At 69.7% G+C, this 17,272-nt stretch carries 13 protein-coding genes; 6 read left to right on the top strand and 7 right to left on the bottom strand.

The window, feature by feature from the left end; all coding sequences use genetic code 11:
* Nucleotides 1-280 precede the first annotated feature (280 nt).
* Together OG570_RS19060 and fxsT are read left to right on the top strand one after the other, a co-directional pair.
* Nucleotides 281-1,210 (top strand): NB-ARC domain-containing protein, encoded by a 930-nt coding sequence (locus tag OG570_RS19060; protein WP_326958052.1) that lies wholly within the window; start codon nucleotides 281-283, stop codon nucleotides 1,208-1,210.
* Complete coding sequence (gene fxsT, locus OG570_RS19065) at nucleotides 1,135-2,961, top strand: FxSxx-COOH system tetratricopeptide repeat protein (protein WP_326960084.1); 1,827 nt, start codon at nucleotides 1,135-1,137, stop codon at nucleotides 2,959-2,961. The genes OG570_RS19060 and fxsT overlap by 76 nt, the downstream gene beginning before the upstream one ends.
* 60 nt (nucleotides 2,962-3,021) lie before the next feature.
* Here fxsT and OG570_RS19070 read toward each other — a convergent pair whose 3' ends face one another.
* Together OG570_RS19070 and OG570_RS19075 are read right to left on the bottom strand one after the other, a co-directional pair.
* A complete protein-coding gene (locus tag OG570_RS19070; protein ID WP_326958054.1) occupies nucleotides 3,022-3,216 on the bottom strand; it encodes a hypothetical protein in 195 nt (64 codons plus the stop codon).
* Between the two features lie 78 nt (nucleotides 3,217-3,294).
* On the bottom strand, nucleotides 3,295-4,476 hold the full coding sequence (locus OG570_RS19075; RefSeq protein WP_326958056.1) for a TetR/AcrR family transcriptional regulator: 1,182 nt from the start codon (nucleotides 4,474-4,476) through the stop codon (nucleotides 3,295-3,297).
* Nucleotides 4,477-4,625: 149 nt separating this feature from the next.
* On the opposite strand from OG570_RS19075, the gene OG570_RS19080 reads away from it, so the two are divergent.
* Nucleotides 4,626-5,837: an acetyl-CoA C-acetyltransferase gene (locus tag OG570_RS19080; RefSeq protein WP_247057317.1), complete on the top strand. Its 1,212-nt coding sequence runs from the start codon at nucleotides 4,626-4,628 to the stop codon at nucleotides 5,835-5,837.
* An 8-nt stretch (nucleotides 5,838-5,845) separates the two neighbouring features.
* Entirely contained in the window at nucleotides 5,846-8,017 is a 2,172-nt protein-coding gene (locus OG570_RS19085) for a 3-hydroxyacyl-CoA dehydrogenase NAD-binding domain-containing protein (RefSeq protein ID WP_326944210.1), read from the top strand.
* Here OG570_RS19085 and OG570_RS19090 read toward each other — a convergent pair.
* Nucleotides 8,008-8,517 (bottom strand): hypothetical protein, encoded by a 510-nt coding sequence (locus OG570_RS19090; RefSeq protein WP_326958058.1) that lies wholly within the window; start codon nucleotides 8,515-8,517, stop codon nucleotides 8,008-8,010. The genes OG570_RS19085 and OG570_RS19090 overlap by 10 nt on opposite strands.
* A gap of 158 nt (nucleotides 8,518-8,675) precedes the next feature.
* Here OG570_RS19090 and OG570_RS19095 point away from each other — a divergent pair, with 158 nt between their 5' ends.
* Both OG570_RS19095 and OG570_RS19100 read left to right on the top strand, forming a co-directional pair.
* Entirely contained in the window at nucleotides 8,676-11,012 is a 2,337-nt protein-coding gene (locus OG570_RS19095) for a GH92 family glycosyl hydrolase (RefSeq protein ID WP_326958060.1), read from the top strand.
* 88 nt (nucleotides 11,013-11,100) lie between these two features.
* A complete protein-coding gene (locus OG570_RS19100; protein WP_326958062.1) occupies nucleotides 11,101-12,501 on the top strand; it encodes a hypothetical protein in 1,401 nt (466 codons plus the stop codon).
* A gap of 1 nt (nucleotide 12,502) precedes the next feature.
* Here the strand turns inward: OG570_RS19100 and OG570_RS19105 are convergent, their stop codons facing one another.
* The 4 genes from OG570_RS19105 to OG570_RS19120 all read right to left on the bottom strand — a co-directional run bounded on the left by OG570_RS19105 (nucleotide 12,503) and on the right by OG570_RS19120 (nucleotide 17,178).
* Complete coding sequence (locus tag OG570_RS19105) at nucleotides 12,503-14,608, bottom strand: MMPL family transporter (RefSeq protein WP_326958064.1); 2,106 nt, start codon at nucleotides 14,606-14,608, stop codon at nucleotides 12,503-12,505.
* A 113-nt stretch (nucleotides 14,609-14,721) separates the two neighbouring features.
* The gene (locus OG570_RS19110) at nucleotides 14,722-15,390 is read right to left on the bottom strand and encodes a response regulator transcription factor (RefSeq protein ID WP_326958067.1); all 669 of its coding nucleotides are present in this window, start codon (nucleotides 15,388-15,390) and stop codon (nucleotides 14,722-14,724) included.
* 7 nt (nucleotides 15,391-15,397) lie between these two features.
* Nucleotides 15,398-16,456, bottom strand: a complete 1,059-nt coding sequence (locus tag OG570_RS19115; protein WP_326958069.1) for a sensor histidine kinase — start codon at nucleotides 16,454-16,456, stop codon at nucleotides 15,398-15,400.
* 20 nt (nucleotides 16,457-16,476) lie between these two features.
* Nucleotides 16,477-17,178 (bottom strand): MBL fold metallo-hydrolase, encoded by a 702-nt coding sequence (locus OG570_RS19120; protein WP_326958071.1) that lies wholly within the window; start codon nucleotides 17,176-17,178, stop codon nucleotides 16,477-16,479.
* Between the last annotated feature and the right edge of the window lie 94 nt (nucleotides 17,179-17,272).

A 17,272-nucleotide genomic window follows, 5' to 3' on the forward strand; every position in this document is an offset into this window, starting at 1 on the left:
CTGTCCGATGTGGGCGAAGCCGGGCCCGTATCGCTTGGCGCTGTGCGGCGTGACGAAGTTCCGGCTTCGGCAGGAACCGAGAACCCTCGGACAAGTGAAGTATCCCAACGGACTCGCGTCGTGAACCCGGCGGCGCCGGGTTTTGCCGTGCTGACCGGAGTTCGTGTTCGAACGCGTACCGATATATCCCGGTGTTGTCCGTATTCGTGAGCGGCGATCGGCATATGAGTGGTGCGGTGGCATTGCCAGGTGCGACAAGGCGTGGGCTAGCATCCGATTCGTGAGTGACGCGACGCCGCAGGAACTCCAGCAGTCGAGTTCTTCGAGTGGACCTGAACCTGTTGTCCATCCTGTTATCCCGGCAGACCGCGCATCTTTGCCGCCGGTCGAAGCGAACCCGTGTGAGAGCACAGAGATCGTACCGGAGGTTCCCGTAGTGGTCAGCCAACGCCGTTCGGATGATGACGCCCCGCCCGTCTGGGGCTCTGTGCCCCCGAAGAAGCTGCACTTCATCGGAAGGTTTGCGCTGCTCGATCGATTGGGCGATCAGCTGGGTGCCGGAAGGAGCGTCTTCCTGCCATCGGTGCTGCTCGGAACGAGCGGCGTGGGCAAGACGCAGATGGTGGTGGAGTACATCTACCAGCACCGGGGGGACTACGACGTCGTCTGGTGGGTCCAAGCCACCCAGGAAACCCAGATCCGCGCGGGACTCGCCGAACTCGCCCAGTGCTTGAAGCTGCCCGGCGCCGGCGAAGCGGACACCGCCGTGTCTGCTGTCCGGGAGGCCCTGCGTCTGGGGCGGCCATACCGCCGCTGGCTGCTGGTCTTCGACTCAGCGGAGGACCCGAACCTGGTCCGCCCGTTCTTCCCGGTCGACGGGCCCGGGCAGATCCTGGTGACTTCTCGCAATCCAGGCTGGGCTTCCGCTGCGCGGGCGCTGGAGGTAGGCGTCTTCCAGCGTGCCGAGAGCAAAGAGCTGTTAGGACAGTCAGGGATCATCGGCCCAGAAGCCGACAAGATCGCGGAGAAACTCGGTGACCTGCCGCTGGCGGTCGAACAGGCCGCCCGCTGGCGGGCGGAGACCGGGATGTCCGCGAAGCAGTACCTGTCACTCTGCGAGGAAAGATCGCCGAAATCCTCAGTACGTCAGCGCCGAACGACTACGAAGTTTCCGTCGCCGCCGCGTGGAACGTGCCGCTCGACCAGCTGAGCGAGAGTAACCCGGATGCCAGTCTGCTTCTCGCGGTATGCGCTTTCTTCATGCCTGGTCCCATCTCGCGCCGACTGTTCGCCGATGTGCCTGGCGTGCCACCCGAACTCGCCGCCCTCCTGCGCGACCCGATACTGCTGGGCCAGGCGATTCGCGACATCAGCCGATACGGCCTGATCGAGATCGACCACCGCACCGGCTCCCTGAGTCTGCATCCGCTGGTGCAGGTCGTGTTGCGCAACAGAATGGACGACGCGCAGCGGCGGGAGATGCGTCACTGCGCGCACCTGTTGCTGGCCGGCTGGGAGCTGGGTGATCCCGCGGCGTCGGAAAACTGGCCGCGGTACCGGGAAATACTACGGCACGTCGATGACGCCGAACTGGCCGAGTGCCGGGACCCGCAGGTGCGTCGGCTCGTCGCCCTCCTCTTCGCGTTCCTGCACCACGCTGGTGAACACCTGAGTGCCATCTCGCTCGCGAAACGGGCGGTGCTGGCGTGGGCAGCCGGTCGGGGCCGGCGGCTCCCAGGAGATGAACAGCCCGCCGAAAACCTGGCGGAGTTGAGCGCGTCCGAGAGGCTCGCCTTCTATCTGTGGTGCGTCGGGCAGTACGGCGAGGCCGCCGAAGTCGCGAAGCAGACGCTGGATCGTTTCGTCGAGATTTTCGGGCGAGACCACAGGGTCACGTTGAACGCGCAACTGACCTACGTGCTCAGCTTGAAGGCAAGCGGCGAGTTCGCCGAGGCACGGAACATCAACGAGATGATCCATCTCAAGGCGCGGGACAGCCTTGGAGTCGAGGACCCGTTCAGCGCGGCAGCCGCACACGAGTTCGCGGTCGCGTTGTTGCTGTCCGGCGAATACGTAAAGGCCCGCATGCTGGCGAACGAAGTGCACGAGCGCCGTGTCGCGATCTTCGGTGCCGACCACGTCAACACGGTCGCCACGTGGATGGTGGTCCTGCTCGCACGCCGGGAGGCCGGGGACTATGCCGGGGCCGACCTCGAGACCGGTCGCATCGTCGAACGAACCCGTCGGCTCGGCGAAGAGAACAGCGCCGATTTGCTCCGCCGCCTTTATTTCCTTTCGGTCGCGCGTCGTAAGAACGGCGATCACGACGCTGCACTCGAGCTGTCGGGTGAAGCCCTGCCCAGGTTCCGCGCCCGGTACGGCAGCACGCATCCGAACGCGATGGCTTGCGCCCTGGGGCAGTCGATCGATCTGCGATATGCGGGAAAGTTCGTCGAAGCCCGCGAACTCGGTGAAGAGGTGCTGGGGCGTTACCGGCAGACGCTCGGCGAAACCCACCCGCACACGGTGGCAGCCGCCCTCGATCTCGGCGTGACCCTGCGGCTCGGCGGTAACCCGGCAGGGGCACGTGTCATGGACGAGCTGTCGTTGCAGCGGTTTCGCGAGCGGCTCGGCGCCGGCCATCCGTACTCGATCGCGTGCGGGATCAACCTGGCGAGCGACCTCTTCGCCCTGGAACGAGTGGCGGAGGCAGCCGAGATGGACGCGGCTCTGCTCGACAAGGCTCGTAACGCCCTCGGAGAGGACCACCCGACGACGTTGGCTGTCCAGCTCAACCGTTCGCTCGACCTTCGTGAGCTGGGCGAAAACGCGGCCGCCGACTCGTTGCACAACGATGTGCTGAAGCGGTCCGCCCGAGTGCTGGGGAGCAACCACCCGAGCACGCAGTCAGCCGCGCGTCGAGTCCGTGCCGATTGCGACATCGACCCGATGCCGCTGTAGCGGGCCTTGCCGAGCGATGGCCTCACGCGCCACCCGGAATTGGTTCCGGGTGGCGCGCCGTCACTCGACGCGAGTCGCGCCTTGACTTCCGCTCACGGTCATCGGGATGTGGGCGACGCGCTCGACCACGTGCCGCAGCGCTTCGCTCAGTTCTTTGCTGTCAAGGCTTCGCAGCGTCTTCAGCGGCACCGAACTGAGATCGAGAAGTGAGGACTCGATCCCTGCTTCATCGCCGGATCGTGGACTCTGCGTCACGTTTCCCCTCTCGACGGAGAACCAAGCCTGCGGCCATGATCCCGTAACTGCCGCCGTTGCGACAGGGGTGGAGGCCGGTCAGGCGACGGCGAGGATCGTGTGCAGCAGCGTCGTCAGTTCGGTTTCGAAGTGGGGGCGGGCTGCCACCCGGCGGGTGCGGGCCAGGTCGTTCGCGATGGTCAGGGCTGCGTGGACCGTGATCTTCGCTTCTCGTGGCGGCAAGGACGGGTGAACCACGGATAGCAGCGTGACCCACTGGGCCACGTAATCGCGCTGCACCCGCAGGAGGTCGGCTTTGTCGCGGTCCGGCATCGTGACCCGGTCCGCCGAGAACGAGACCAGCAGCTCCGGCGTGTGCAGAATCGTGCGGACGTACGACGCCGCCAAGCGGCGTAGTGCCGTCGGTTCGTCGGGGGCCTGTAGGGCTTGCTCTGCCGCCAGGGCCAGGCGGTCGGCCGCTCGGTGGCCGATCGCGACCATCAGGGCCGCCTTGCTCGGGAAGTGGCGGTAGACGCTCGGGCCGGCTATGCCCGCCGCCGCTCCGATGTCCTCCATGCTCACGTCGTGGAAGCCTCGTTGGGCGAACAGAGCCGTGGCCTCCGCCAGGACCTGCTCTCGGCGGGACGGCGTACCCAAGCGCAACGAGGGCGTGTCCGAAGGCGTGGAGGCGGGCAACGGGAGTGTGGCGTTCAGCACACCCAGGGCCAGCTCGACCAGCAGCTGAGCGAAGCGGCGGCGGGCCACGGCGGTGTGGTGGACCGACACGCTGCCGAACACCGACAGCGCCGCCCAGCACAGCAGCTCGGCGTCTTCGGCCGGCAGATCCGGGCGCCGGACCAGCAGTGCCTTCGACCACGACGCCAGCGCCAGCGTCGACCTGCGGGCGATCTCCCGCTGGTCTTCCTTCGGGAGGTGGCGGCCTTCCCAGCGCCACAGCGCGGCGATCTCCCGGCGCTCGACGGCCTGGGCCGCGAGCCGCGTGAGCAGGTCTTCCAGCTGGTCAACGGGCGGAACCGAGTCCGACAGCGCCGAAGCCGTCGCGGCCTCCAGGTCCTCGAAACCGCTCAGGACGACGTACGCGAGGATCGCCTGCTTGTCCGCGAAGTGCCGGTACAGCGCCGGGCCGGTGACGCCTGCCGCGTCCGCTATGTCCTTGATGCCTACCCCGGGAAAGCCGCGCGCGCGGAACAGCCCGGCGGCGACCGCGGCCAGCTGGGCCTTGCGGTCGCGCGGTCGCGCGGCACGTACGGAGTCGGTCATGGTGAGTCGACGATAGCGGCTAACGGCACAACGGCAACCCATTGACACCATGGGGTTATCCGGCGATATGTTAATGGCCATTAGCACTACTGGCCGGTATCATCGGTCAGGGTACGAAGACGTCCCATCCGCTCGCGAGGAGTTTTTCTGTGAGTAGCGAGGCCTACATCTACGAGGCGATCCGCACGCCTCGCGGCAAGAACAAGGGCGGTGCCCTGCACGGCACCAAGCCGGTCGACCTGGTGGTCGGCCTGATCGAAGAGCTCAAGGTCCGCCACCCGAACCTCGATCCCGCCGTGATCGACGACGTCGTGCTCGGCGTCGTCTCGCCGGTCGGCGAGCAGGGCGCGGTCATCGCGCGCACCGCCGCGCTGAACGCCGGCCTGCCCGAGACCGTCGCGGGCGTGCAGCTCAACCGCTTCTGCGCCTCCGGCCTGGAAGCCACCAACACCGCCGCGCAGAAGGTCCGCTCCGGCTGGGACAACCTGATCATCGCCGGCGGTGTCGAGTCGATGTCGCGCGTGCCGATGGGCTCCGACGGCGGCGCGCTGTTCATGGACCCGGCCACCGCGTACGACAACTACATCGTCCCGCAGGGCACCGGCGCCGACCTGATCGCGACCATCGAGGGCTTCTCGCGCGAAGACGTCGACGCGTGGGCCGTGCGCTCGCAGGAACGGGCCGAGGCGGCCTGGTCCGGCGGCTACTTCGCCAAGTCCGTCGTCCCGGTCAAGGACATCAACGGCGTGACCGTCCTGGACCACGACGAGCACCGCCGCCCCGGCTCCACCGTCGAGAGCCTCGGCAAGCTCAAGCCCGCGTTCGCCGGCATCGGCGAGCTGGGCGGCTTCGACGCCGTCGCGCTGCAGAAGTACCACTCGGTCGAGAAGATCAACCACGTCCACACCGGTGGCAACTCCTCCGGCATCGTCGACGGCGCCGCGCTGGTGCTCGTCGGCTCCGAGCAGATCGGCAAGACCTTCGGGCTGACGCCGCGCGCCCGGATCGTGGCGACCGCGTCGATCGGCTCCGAGCCGACGATCATGCTCACCGGCCCGACCCCGGCCACCGAGAAGGTGCTGAAGACCGCGGGCCTCAAGCCCGAGGACATCGACCTGTGGGAGCTCAACGAGGCGTTCGCGTCCGTCGTGCTCAAGTGGATCAAGGACCTGCACCTCGACGAGGAGAAGGTCAACGTCAACGGCGGCGCGATCGCCATGGGCCACCCGCTCGGCGCCACCGGCGCAATGCTGGTCGGCACCGTGGTCGACGAGCTCGAACGCCGCCAGGCGCGCCGCGCCCTGGTGACCCTCTGCATCGGCGGCGGCATGGGCGTCGCCACCATCATCGAGCGGGTGTGAGGACCGAAATGGCTGAGAGCAAGACCATCCGCTGGGAGCAGGACGAGGACGGCATCGTCACGCTGACCCTCGACGACCCGAAGCAGTCGGCGAACACCATGAACGCCGACTTCCGCGAGTCGCTCGGCGTGACCGTGGACCGCCTGGAGGCCGAAAAGGACTCCATCACCGGCGTCGTCATCACGTCCGCGAAGAAGACCTTCTTCGCCGGCGGTGACCTGAACGACCTCATCCAGGCGAAGCCCGAGAACGCCGTCGAGTTCACCGAGTCGTCCGGCCTGATGAAGGGCCAGATGCGGCGGATCGAGCAGCTCGGCAAGCCGGTCGTCGCGGCGATCAACGGCGCCGCGCTCGGCGGTGGCCTGGAGATCGCGCTGGCGACGCACCACCGGATCGCGGCCGACGCCAAGGGCAGCCAGATCGGCCTGCCCGAGGTGACGCTCGGTCTGCTGCCCGGCGGCGGTGGCGTTGTGCGCACTGTCCGATTGCTGGGTATCCAGAGTGCGCTGCTGAACGTCCTGCTGCAGGGTCAGCGCCACCGCCCGCGCAAGGCGCTGGAGCTGGGCCTGGTGCACGAGGTCGTCGACACCGTCGAAGAGCTCGTCCCCGCCGCGAAGGCGTGGATCAAGGCCAACCCCGAAGGCGGCGTCCAGCCCTGGGACGTCAAGGGCTACCGGATCCCGGGCGGCACGCCGTCGAACCCGAGCTTCGCGGCGAACCTGCCCGCGTTCCCGGCGAACCTGCGCAAGCAGATCAAGGGCGCGAACATGCCGGCGCCGCGGGCGATTCTGGCCGCCGCCATCGAGGGCTCGCAGGTCGACTTCGACACCGCGATCACCATCGAGACGCGCTACTTCATCAGCCTCGCCACCGGCCAGGTCTCGAAGAACATGACGAAGGCGTTCTTCTTCGACCTGCAGACGATCAACTCCGGCGGCTCGCGGCCGGACGGCTTCGAGAAGTACACGGCCAAGAAGGTCGGCGTGCTCGGAGCCGGGATGATGGGTGCCGCGATCGCGTACGTGTCGGCGAAGGCCGGCATCGACGTCGTCCTCAAGGACGTCTCGCAGGAGGCGGCCGAGAAGGGCAAGGGCTACGCGGCCAAGATCGAGCAGAAGGCCCTTTCGCGCGGCAAGACGACGCAGGAGAAGTCGGACGCGCTGCTGGCGAAGATCACGCCGACCGCCGACCCGGCCGACTTCGCGGGCGTCGACTTCGTGATCGAGGCCGTGTTCGAGAGCGTCGAGCTCAAGCACAAGGTGTTCGGCGAGATCGAGAGCGTCGTCAACGCCGACGCGGTGCTGGGCTCCAACACCTCGACGCTGCCGATCACCACGCTCGCCGAGGGCGTGCAGCGGACCGAGGACTTCATCGGGATCCACTTCTTCTCCCCGGTGGACAAGATGCCGCTGGTCGAGATCATCTGCGGCGAGAAGACGTCGCCGGCGACGCTGGCGAAGGTCTTCGACTACACGCTGCAGATCAAGAAGACCCCGATCGTCGTCAACGACAGCCGTGGCTTCTTCACCTCGCGCGTGATCGGCACGTTCATCAACGAGGCCGTCGCCGCGCTGGGCGAGGGCGTCGAGCCGGCGTCGATCGAGCAGGCGGGTTCGCAGGCCGGCTACCCGGCGCCGCCGCTGCAGCTGATGGACGAGCTGACGCTGACCCTGCCGCGCAAGATCCGCAAGGAGACGCGCGAGGCGATCGAGGCCGCGGGCGGCACCTGGAAGGCGCACGCGTCGGAGGGCGTCATCGACCGGATGGTCGAGGAGTTCGACCGCAAGGGCCGCTCGACGGGCGCGGGCTTCTACGAGTACGGCGAGGACGGCAAGCGCACCGGGCTGTGGCCGGGGCTGCGCGACGCGTTCAAGTCCGGCTCGGCCGAGGTCCCGTTCGAGGACCTCAAGGAGCGGATGCTGTTCGCCGAGGCGCTCGAGACGGTGAAGTGCTTCGACGAGGGCGTGCTGACGTCGATCGCGGACGCCAACATCGGCTCCATCTTCGGCATCGGCTTCCCGGCGTGGACCGGCGGTGTCATCCAGTACATCAACCAGTACGACGGTGGCCTGCAGGGCTTCGTCGACCGGTCGCGCGAGCTGGCCGCCCGGTACGGCGACCACTTCGAGCCGCCGCAGTCGCTGGTGGACAAGGCCGCCAAGGGCGAGATCTACGAATAAGCGCTGACGTCGGAGGCCGCCACCGGGAGTTCCCGGTGGCGGCCTTCGTTGTTATTGACGACGAGGTCGACTTCCTTGGCTGCCTCGGCCTCGGTCTTCCAGGTGGTTCCGCGTGTGTTGTCGCCGACGTGGAAGCCGTAGCGTTCGTCGCCCTTCTCGACGCCGGTGAACGTGAAGGTGAAGGTCCGGTTGTAGAGATTCAGGCGCGCCAGGTCCGGGTCGTCGAGCGTCACCAGCTTGAGCGTGGTGACGCCGATGACCTCGTTCTTCTCGTTCGCGACTGTGACCTGGGCGCCGTCGTCGATGTCGTCGTGCCCCGACAGCCCGCACGGGTAGCAGTTGAAGCTCAGGCTGCCTTTGATGTCGAAGGTCCGGGGCTTGGCCGTGCCGATCGAGACGGCGACCGCGACGGCGATGGCCAGGACCGTGCCCAGAGCGAAGGCGAGAACGGGCTTCCGCGTCAGGAGTCTGACGGGCGAGGTGGTTTCGAGTTCGGACATCGGCGGCCTCCGTGATCGAGCTGGTTGTGGGGTCGCTCGGCCGTCGCCCGATGTTGCCGGGGTGATCGACTCGTTACGTCGTCGGGTGCCCGGGCGTGTCCGCCTGTTTGTCCGCTCCAGTTCGCCGGAAAGCCATCGAAGCGGGTTAATCTCCGCCCATGCGCCGTCCCGTCACGGTGGTCCTCGCCGCCGTCCTGCTTGCCTCCAGCCTGACAACGATGTCGGCCGCCTCCGGGCTGAGTCCCGCCGACTTCGTCGATCCCCTCATCGGCTCGGCCGGGGACGGGAACACCTACCCCGGCGCCACCGCGCCGTTCGGGATGGTCGCCTGGAGTCCCACCAGCACGCGCGGGGACCAGACCAGCACCGGGGCCGCCAACGGCTACCAGTACGACACGACCCGGATCCGCGGCCTCAGCCTCACCCACGTCAACGGCGCGGGCTGCAACCCGGGCGCCGCGGGGGACGTGCCGATCCTGCCGTTCGCCGGGGACGTCACCTCGTCGCCGACCGCCGACACCACCGACGCGATCTACGCGAGCAACTTCAGCCACGCCGACGAAGCCGCGACGCCGGGGCGCTACAAGCTCGGGCTCGCGAACGGCGTCACCACCGACGTCGCCGCCACCGAACGCACCGCGATCGGCGCCCTGCAGTACCCGGCGGGCAAACCCGCGAGCCTGCTCTTCCGGACGTCGAACTCGCTCAACGGCAGCGAGGACGCCGAGACGCACCTCGACCCGGCGAACCGCAAGGTCACCGGGTCCGTGCTCACCGGCGCGTTCTGCGGCCGCCGCGCGAACGGCGGCGTCAACAACCGCAAGTCCTACTACCGCCTGTACTTCACCGCGCAGTTCGACCAGCCGTTCGCCGGCACCGGGACGTGGAAGGACGCGACGCTGCAGCCGGGCGGCCTCGACCAGACCGGCGGCGAGGGTTACGCGACCGGCAGCGACCGCGCCGGCCGGGGCTCCGGCGGGTACGTCACCTTCGCGCCCGGCAGCAAGGTCACCATGCGGATCGCGATCTCGTACGTCTCGCTCGACGGCGCGGAGCGCAACCTGCGGGCCGAGCAGCCCGGTAAGTCCACTGTGGACAGCGTGGCCGCCGGGACGAAACGCGCGTGGAACACCGAGCTGAACCGCGTGGCCGTCAGCGGCGGCACGGCCAACCAGCAGGTCACCTTCTACACCGCGCTCTACCACGGCCTGCAGCAGCCGAACCTCGTGAGCGACGTCGACGGCCAGTACCTGGGGATGGACCAGAAGCCTCACCGCGTCGCCCGGGGGCAGGACGCGCAGTACTCCAACTTCTCCGGCTGGGACCAGTACCGCGCGCAGGTGCAGCTCCTGGCCCTGCTCGAACCCCGCGTCGCCGGGAACTTCGCGCAGTCGCTCTACAACTACGCGCAGCAGAACGACGGCGTCTGGGACCGCTGGGTGCACGTCAACGGCGCGACGCACGTCATGACCGGCGATCCGACGGCGGCGACGCTCGCGACGTTCTACGCGATGGGCGTCCGCAACTTCGACTACCGCGGCGCGTTCGATTCGCTCTACAAGCAGGCGACCGTGCCGCGGCCGGAAGGCCTGCAGGACGGCGGCTGCCCCGGCCAGTGCGTCGGCCAGCGCCCGAACCTCGCGCAGTACCTGACCTCGCACTACGCGCCCAACGACGTCTGCCACTGCTGGGGCGGCGCGGCGGAGACACTCGAAGACGCGGTCGCGGACTACGCAATCGGACATTTCGCAGAGCTGCTCGGACGCACTCACGAAGCCGCGGAGCTGCACGCCCGGGGTGCGTACTGGCGCAACGTCTTCAACCCGGGGACCGGTTACATGCAGGCCCGCAACGTCGACGGCAGCTGGTTGACGCCGTTCGACCCGGCGAGCGACCGCGGTTTCGCCCAGGGCAGCGCGGCGGCCTACACCTGGATGGTTCCGCAGGACGTCTCCGGCCTCGCCGACGCGATGGGCGGCAAGGCGACCGCCGTCACCCGCCTCGACGGCTTCTTCCACGACGCGAACGGGAACTGGCTGCTCAAGGGCGGCGGCCCGCTCAAGTACGACCCGACGAACGAACCCGACATTCACGCGCCCTGGTTGTACAACGAGCTCGGCCGGCCGTGGAAGACGCAGGAGACCGTCCGGCAGCTGGTGAACTCGGTGTACACGACCGGGCCGTCGGGCCTGCCCGGCAACGACGACCTCGGCACGATGTCCGCCTGGTACGTCTTCGCCGCGCTCGGCATCTACCCGCGCACGCCCGGCTCGGGCGAGCTGCTGCTGTCGAGCCCGCTGTTCCCGAGCGCCGTGATCCGGCCGGCGGCCGGGGCCCCGATCCGGATCACGACGTCGGGCAGCGGCAAGTACGTCGCGGACGTCCGCCGTGGTGGCCGGCCGCAGCGGGACTGGAAGCTCGACGCGTCCTTCCTGCGTACGGGCGGCGCCCTGGACTTCCGCCTGTCCGAGACGCCGACGACGTGGGGGAGCTGACCATCACCCGATCGGGCTGAATGCATCCAGCTCTCGTGTCGTGGCCGGTCTCCTCGCCGTGAAAACGGGTCTGTACCGGGCTTTGAAGGTGGCGTTCCGTGAATCCGGCGTGCGCTGGCGCAAACTGCGGTGCGAGGGGACCGGCGACGGCTTCTTCCTCCTCGCGCCCGCGTCGGTGCCCAAGTCGGTTTTCGTGGAGCGCGTTCCGCACGTCCTGGCGGAGCTGATTCGGCGGTACAACGCCGGTCAGCGGGAGCAGGCGCGGATGCGGATCCGGGCGGCGCTGCACGCCGGCGAGGTCGTCCACGACGCCCGCGGGGCGACCTCGCCGGCGATCACCAAGGCGTTCCGCCTGCTCGACGCGGCCGAGCTGAAGGCGGCGCTGGCCGGATCCGAAGGCGAACTCGCGCTCATCACGTCCGATTGGTTCTACGCCGAAGTGGTCCGGCACAGCATGGCAGCCGAGACCTACCGGCCGTGCCGGGTGCAGGTGAAGGAGACCTCGGAAGCCGCCTGGTTCGCGTTGCCGCGGGCGTCGTACCCGCCGAGGCCGGCGCGGACTCCGATGTGGCTGTGGGGCTCGGTGGCCGGCGCGGCCTCGGCGCTCGTCGTCGCCGGTGCGGTGTTCGCTCCCGCGCGTCCGGCGGCCGCGCCCGGCGAGTCGATCGTGGGCGCGCCGCGCACCGCGGACCCCTGCGCCGTGACCTTTCCCGACGCTCTCAGCGGCTACGGCGTGGTCGAGCAATCGGACGACTTCGGGAACTTCAACCGCTGCGACGCTCTCGTGTACCCGTCCGGGGACCGCGCGGACTACGTCGACGTCAGCGTCGAACTCGCCACCGGGACGCGAGAACCCATGCCGGTCCAGTGGGACGGCGAGTTCGGTGTCCAGTGGCCGCCCGCCGAACCGGGCCACTGCACCAGGATCCTGCTGCTGCCGGACGCCGGGACGCAGGTGGTTGTCGGCGCGGACGGCGACCCTGCGGCGAAGCACGACTTCTGCGGGATGGCCGAGGCGGTCGCCGCCCGCGCCCGGACGGCTTTGGGGCGCGGCCAGATCCCGCGGCGCCAGCTCCCCGCGGGCTCCTTGGCGAGCAAGGACGCCTGCGCGTTGCTGGACACCGCGGCGACCACCGAGGCGCTCGGCGCAGGCCCGGTGGAGCGGATTCCCGGGTTCGCGAACTGGGCGTGCGACTGGAGCTACCCCGACCGGCCCGGGCTGGTGAAGGTCCTGTTCGACCGGACCGCCGCCGAGATCCGGCAACCGGGGACGCCGGTGCAGCTGGGCCGCTACTCCGCCCGGGTGCAGGCGCGGGAGCGCGGTGACACCAGCTGCACCGTGACCATCGTCTACCGCACCTACGTCGACACCAAGCACCAGCAGACGGACGAGCTGGCGGTCGTCGACGTCGACAAGAGCGACGCGCGGCCGGAAGACCTGTGCGCCCCCGCCCGGAGCTTGGCCGCCGCGGTGGCGACGCGGCTCTGAGTCACGGTTCCAGCGCGACGTGCGGGAGCCGGCGGTCCAGCCCGCGCGGCAGCCACCAGGCCCGCGCGCCGAGCAAGCGCATGATCGCCGGGACGAGCAGGCAGCGGATCAGCAGCGCGTCCAGCAGCACCGCCACCGCCAGGCCGAGCCCGAACTGCGCCAGCATCCGCGACGGGTCGAGCAGGAACGCGCCGAACACCAGCACCATGATCGCGCCGGCGGCGGTAATCACGCCGCCGGTCGCGGCGAGCCCTTCGCGCACCGCGAGGCGCGCGTCGCCGGTGCGCCGCCACTCCTCGTGCATCCGCGACACCAGGAACACCTCGTAGTCCATCGACAGCCCGAAGACGATCGCGAAGATCATCACCGGCACGAACGCCTCGATCGGGCCGGACTGCGCGCCGAACCAGCCGTCGCCGAACACCAGCGTCATCACGCCGAGCGAGGCGCCGATGCTCAGCAGGTTCAGCAGCGCCGCTTTCAGCGGAATCAGGATCGAGCGGAACACGACCATCAGCAGCAACGCCGAGAGCCCGACGACGACCAGCACGAACAGCGGCAGCCGAGCGGCGACGGCGTCGGCGAAGTCCGTCGCGGCCGCGACCGAACCGCCGACCAGGTAGTGGCCCGGCAGGGACGGCAGGACCTCGGTCCGCAGGCGCGTCACCAGTTCGGCGGTCGCTTCGTCCTGGGGAGACGTCGTCGGGAACGCGAGCACGGTCAGGCCCGTCGGCGGCAGCGCGCGGGCGATCCCGGGGGTCGATGCGAGCCGTTGCTGCAGCGCGACGGGATCGCCGTCTTCGGTGACGACGGCGAGCGGTCCGCTGAAGCCCGGCCCGAACCCTTCGGCCATCAGGTCGTACGCCTCGCGCGTCGTCGATCCGGCCGGGTCCGTGCCCGAGTCGGCGAAGCCGAGCCGCATGCCCGCGGCCGGGATGGCCAGTCCGATGAGCACGATCAGGCCGATCGCCAGCGGGGCCAGCGGACGACGCTGGACGCCGTCGGCGAGCCGCCGCCAGGCGTTGCCGTGCTCGCGCGGTGCCGTCCGGAGCTTCGTCCCAGGCCCGGACCCCTTCGAGCGTTTCGCGGCGTGCTTGCGGATGCCGCGTTCGAGCCGCTTGCCGAACAGCGACAGCAGCGCGGGCAGCAGCGTCACCGACGCGAGCATCGTCATGAGGACGGTGAGCGCGACGGCCAGCGCGACGCCCCGCAGCCCGCCGAGTCCGAGAGCGAGCAGGCCGAGCAGCGCGATGATCACCGTCGTCCCGGCGAACAGCACCGACCGCCCGGCGGTGTCGAGCGCGCGGCGCGCCGCCGTGTCACGGTCGTGGCCGGCGAGGATCTCGCCGCGGTAGCGGGAGAAGATGAGCAGCGAGTAGTCGACGCCCACGCCGAACCCGACCAGCATCATCAGCGGCGACGTGTAGCTCGCGATGCCTACGTAGTGCGAGACGAGCGTGATCGCGCCGAGCGTGCTGCCGACCGCGAACACCGCGGTGATGACCGGCAGTCCCGCCGCGAGCAGCGAGCGGAACAGGAACACGAGCACGACCAGCGCGGCGAGCAGGCCGACGCCCTCCGCCGGGCCGCCGCCTTCGGAGACCCGCTTGATCGGGTCGCCGGCGAGCGCCACCTGGACGCCGTCGGCCGCCTTCGCGGTGTCGACGACCTTGACGATGTCGTCGTAGGGGAGGTCGGCCGACGCGGCGTCGAACGCGACGGTCGCGTAGCCGATCCGGCCGTCCCGCGAGAGGGTCGCCGGGCTGTCGAACGGGCCGGTCACCGACCGCACGTGCGGCTGCAATCGGACATTTGCCAGAGCGTTTTCGACCGCTGCACGCCTGGCGGCGAGCCCGCTGTCGGACTTGAAGACGATCTGCGCGTCCGCCCCGGACTGCGTGGTCGTCTTCAGGAGGTCGACGACCTGCTGCGACTCGGTGCCCGGCAGTGAGTTGTCGTCGTGGAAGGCGCTCCCGGTGAGCCGGGAGGTGAACGTGATAGCGAGGAGGACCAGGGCCCAGAGTGCGACGGCGAGCCACCGGTGGCGTTGCGCCCAGCCGGCCAGGCGCGCCAGCCGGCCGCCGGTGGTGCGGGTGATGGTGTCCATGGTGGACAAGAATCGCGAGTGCGGGCCTACTGCGCGTCGCGCTCCGGAGGGCACTTCACGTGCACCCAGCGGTGTCCCTTAAGGCCTTTCCCGTACTCCCGCGGGAGTACGGCTCAGGGGGTGAGCCAGCGCGGCGTCACCGCGCCGGACTCGTAGGCGAGGACGACGAGCTGGGCGCGGTCGTGCGCGCCGGTCTTGGTCATGATGCGGCTGACGTGCGTTTTCGCCGTCGCCGGGCTGAGCGTGAGTTCGCGCGCGATGTCGTCGTTCGACATGCCGGCGGCGACCAGGGAGAGCACCTCGCGTTCGCGGTCGGTGAGCCGGTCGAGCGCCGGTGACGGCGTCGGCCGGGTGACGCGCGCGGCGAACTCGGAGATCAGCCGCCGCGTGACGGACGGCGCGAGCAGCGCGTCCCCACGGGCGACCACGCGCACCGCGTGGATCAGTTCGGCGGGCTCGGTGTCCTTGACGAGGAACCCGCTCGCTCCCGCGCGAAGGGCGCCGTAGACGTCTTCGTCGAGGTCGAACGTGGTGAGGATGACGACCTTGGTGCCGGTCATCCCCGAGTCGGCCAGCAGGTGCCGGGTGGCGGCCAGGCCGTCGAGCACCGGCATCCGGATGTCCATCAGCACGACGTCCGGGCGGTGGTCGTGCGCGGCCTGCAGGGCTTCGCGCCCGTCGGCGGCTTCGGCGACGACGTCGATGTCGTCCTCGCCGTCCAAAATGGACCGGAAGCCGGCGCGGACGAGCCGCTGGTCGTCGACGAGCAGGACCCGGATCATCGGCCCATCATCGCACCGGAAGCCGGGCACGCACGCGGTAGCCGCCACCTTCACGGGGCGCGGCGGTCACTTCGCCGCCGAGCGCCCGCGCGCGCTCGGTCATGCCGCGGATGCCGTTGCCCGCCGGGGCGGTGCCGCCGCGCCCGTCGTCGTCGACCTGCACGGACAGCTCGGTTTCGCCGTAGCCCAGCCGGACGACGACGGTCTTCGCGGCGGCGTGCTTCGCGACGTTCGTCAGAGCTTCCTGGACGACGCGGAACGCGGCGTGCTCGACGTCCGGCGGCAGGTCCCGGGCGACGCCGTCGATCTCGGTGCGCACGGTCAGTCCGGACGCACCGGCGGATTCGGCCAGCTCCGCGACGCGGGAAAGCGCGGGCACGTTGTTCTGGCGCAGCATGCCGAGGGTCGCGCGCAGCTCCTGCAACGCCGTCTTGCTCGCGTCCTTGATCGCCGCGAGCGCTTCTTCCGCCTGCTCCGGATCACGGCGGTGCAGCGCGGCGCCGGCCTGGACGTTGATCAGCGCGAGGTGGTGGCCCAGCGCGTCGTGCAGCTCGCGCGCGATGCGGAGACGCTCGTCTGTCCGTGCCTCGGCCGCGCGAGTGCGCTCGGCCGCGGCGCGGAAGTGCGCGACCGCGCCGCCCGCGACCAGCGCGACGAACCAGCCCGTCATCAGGAAGAACGCGAAGTTGTCGACGTGCCGCCCGGACCGTGAGCTGATCTCGCCGACCACGACGCCGGCCATCGCCGCGACGACCAGCAGCGCGGCGCCGCGGATCCGCCCGGCCGCGGCGGCCGTGTAGAGCGTGTACGCGAAGGCCAGCAGCACCAGCCCGTCCGGGTCGGTGAGCGGGTAGTAGAGCGCGCAGCAGACCAGCGCGAACCCGGCGACGCCCAGCGGGTACCGGCGGCGCAGGAACAGCGCGGCGCAGCAGGCGATGGTCAGCACCCAGCCGAGCACGACGTGGTTCCCGGGCTCCGCGGTGTCGCTCAGGACGGCGAACAGCGAGCCCGCGAGCACAGCGACGGTGACCGCGAGTTCGGCGGCGTACCGCCGTAACCAGGACATCCGGCGAGTCTAGGACGGATTCAGGCCAGCCCGTCGAGAGCGGCGCGCAAGCGTTTGCCGGCGTGCTCGGTGAACGGATCCATGTGGCCGAAGCACGCGATGTCGACGTCCAGCGCGGCCAGCCTGCGGAACGACTCCAGCAGGCGCGGGCGATCCGTGTTGAACACGCCGGGGATGGCGACGCCGTCCATCTGCGAGACCGAGTCGCCGGTGAACAGGACGCCGTGCGCCGGGAGGTGGATCGCGATGCTGCCGTCGGTGTGCCCGGGGATCGCGAGGACCTTCGCGCCGCCGCCGAAGCCGAGTTCGTCGCCGTCGGCCAGTTCGCGGTCGACGACGCAGGGCGGCCCGGTGAGCCCCTTGGTCTCGGCGCCGGTCTGCTCGTACAGCGGACGCTCCCAGTCGAGCAGCACCGGCGGGGTGGCGGGCTGCTCGCCGCGCACCACCGGCGCGTCCGCCCCGTGCGCGAGCACCTCGATCCCGCCCGCGGCGCGGAGATCGGCGGCCGCGCCGGTGTGGTCGGAGTGGTAGTGGGTCAGCACGATCCGGCGCAGCTCACCGGGATCGCGGCCCGCGGAGCGGATCGCGGCGGTGATACCGGGCGCCCAGCCGGCGAGGCCGGTGTCGATCAGCGTCAGGCCGTCGTCGTCCTGCCAGAGGTAGGCCTGGACGAAGGCGTCCCGGATCAGGTGCAGCCGCGGGGTGATCTCGACGAGCTCCATGTCGCGAGATTAGAGGTGAGCACGTGGGTGCGGGGCGGGATTTGCTCACAGCGTAACGGACTTCGCGTGCGATTTTCGCTGTAACAAACGGTTT

This window comes from Amycolatopsis sp. NBC_01286, from assembly GCF_035982555.1.
In the GTDB taxonomy this organism is placed as follows: domain Bacteria; phylum Actinomycetota; class Actinomycetes; order Mycobacteriales; family Pseudonocardiaceae; genus Amycolatopsis.

Bases quoted from the DNA above. Each gene is read 5' to 3' on its own strand.
- OG570_RS19120 (WP_326958071.1), bottom strand. From the start codon at position 17,178: ATGGAGCTCGTCGAGATCACCCCGCGGCTGCACCTGATCCGGGACGCC.
- OG570_RS19105 (WP_326958064.1), bottom strand. From the start codon at position 14,608: ATGGACACCATCACCCGCACCACCGGCGGCCGGCTGGCGCGCCTGGCC.
- OG570_RS19115 (WP_326958069.1), bottom strand. From the start codon at position 16,456: ATGTCCTGGTTACGGCGGTACGCCGCCGAACTCGCGGTCACCGTCGCT.
- OG570_RS19095 (WP_326958060.1), top strand. From the start codon at position 8,676: ATGCGCCGTCCCGTCACGGTGGTCCTCGCCGCCGTCCTGCTTGCCTCC.
- OG570_RS19090 (WP_326958058.1), bottom strand. From the start codon at position 8,517: ATGTCCGAACTCGAAACCACCTCGCCCGTCAGACTCCTGACGCGGAAG.
- OG570_RS19110 (WP_326958067.1), bottom strand. From the start codon at position 15,390: ATGATCCGGGTCCTGCTCGTCGACGACCAGCGGCTCGTCCGCGCCGGC.
- OG570_RS19075 (WP_326958056.1), bottom strand. From the start codon at position 4,476: ATGACCGACTCCGTACGTGCCGCGCGACCGCGCGACCGCAAGGCCCAG.
- OG570_RS19085 (WP_326944210.1), top strand. From the start codon at position 5,846: ATGGCTGAGAGCAAGACCATCCGCTGGGAGCAGGACGAGGACGGCATC.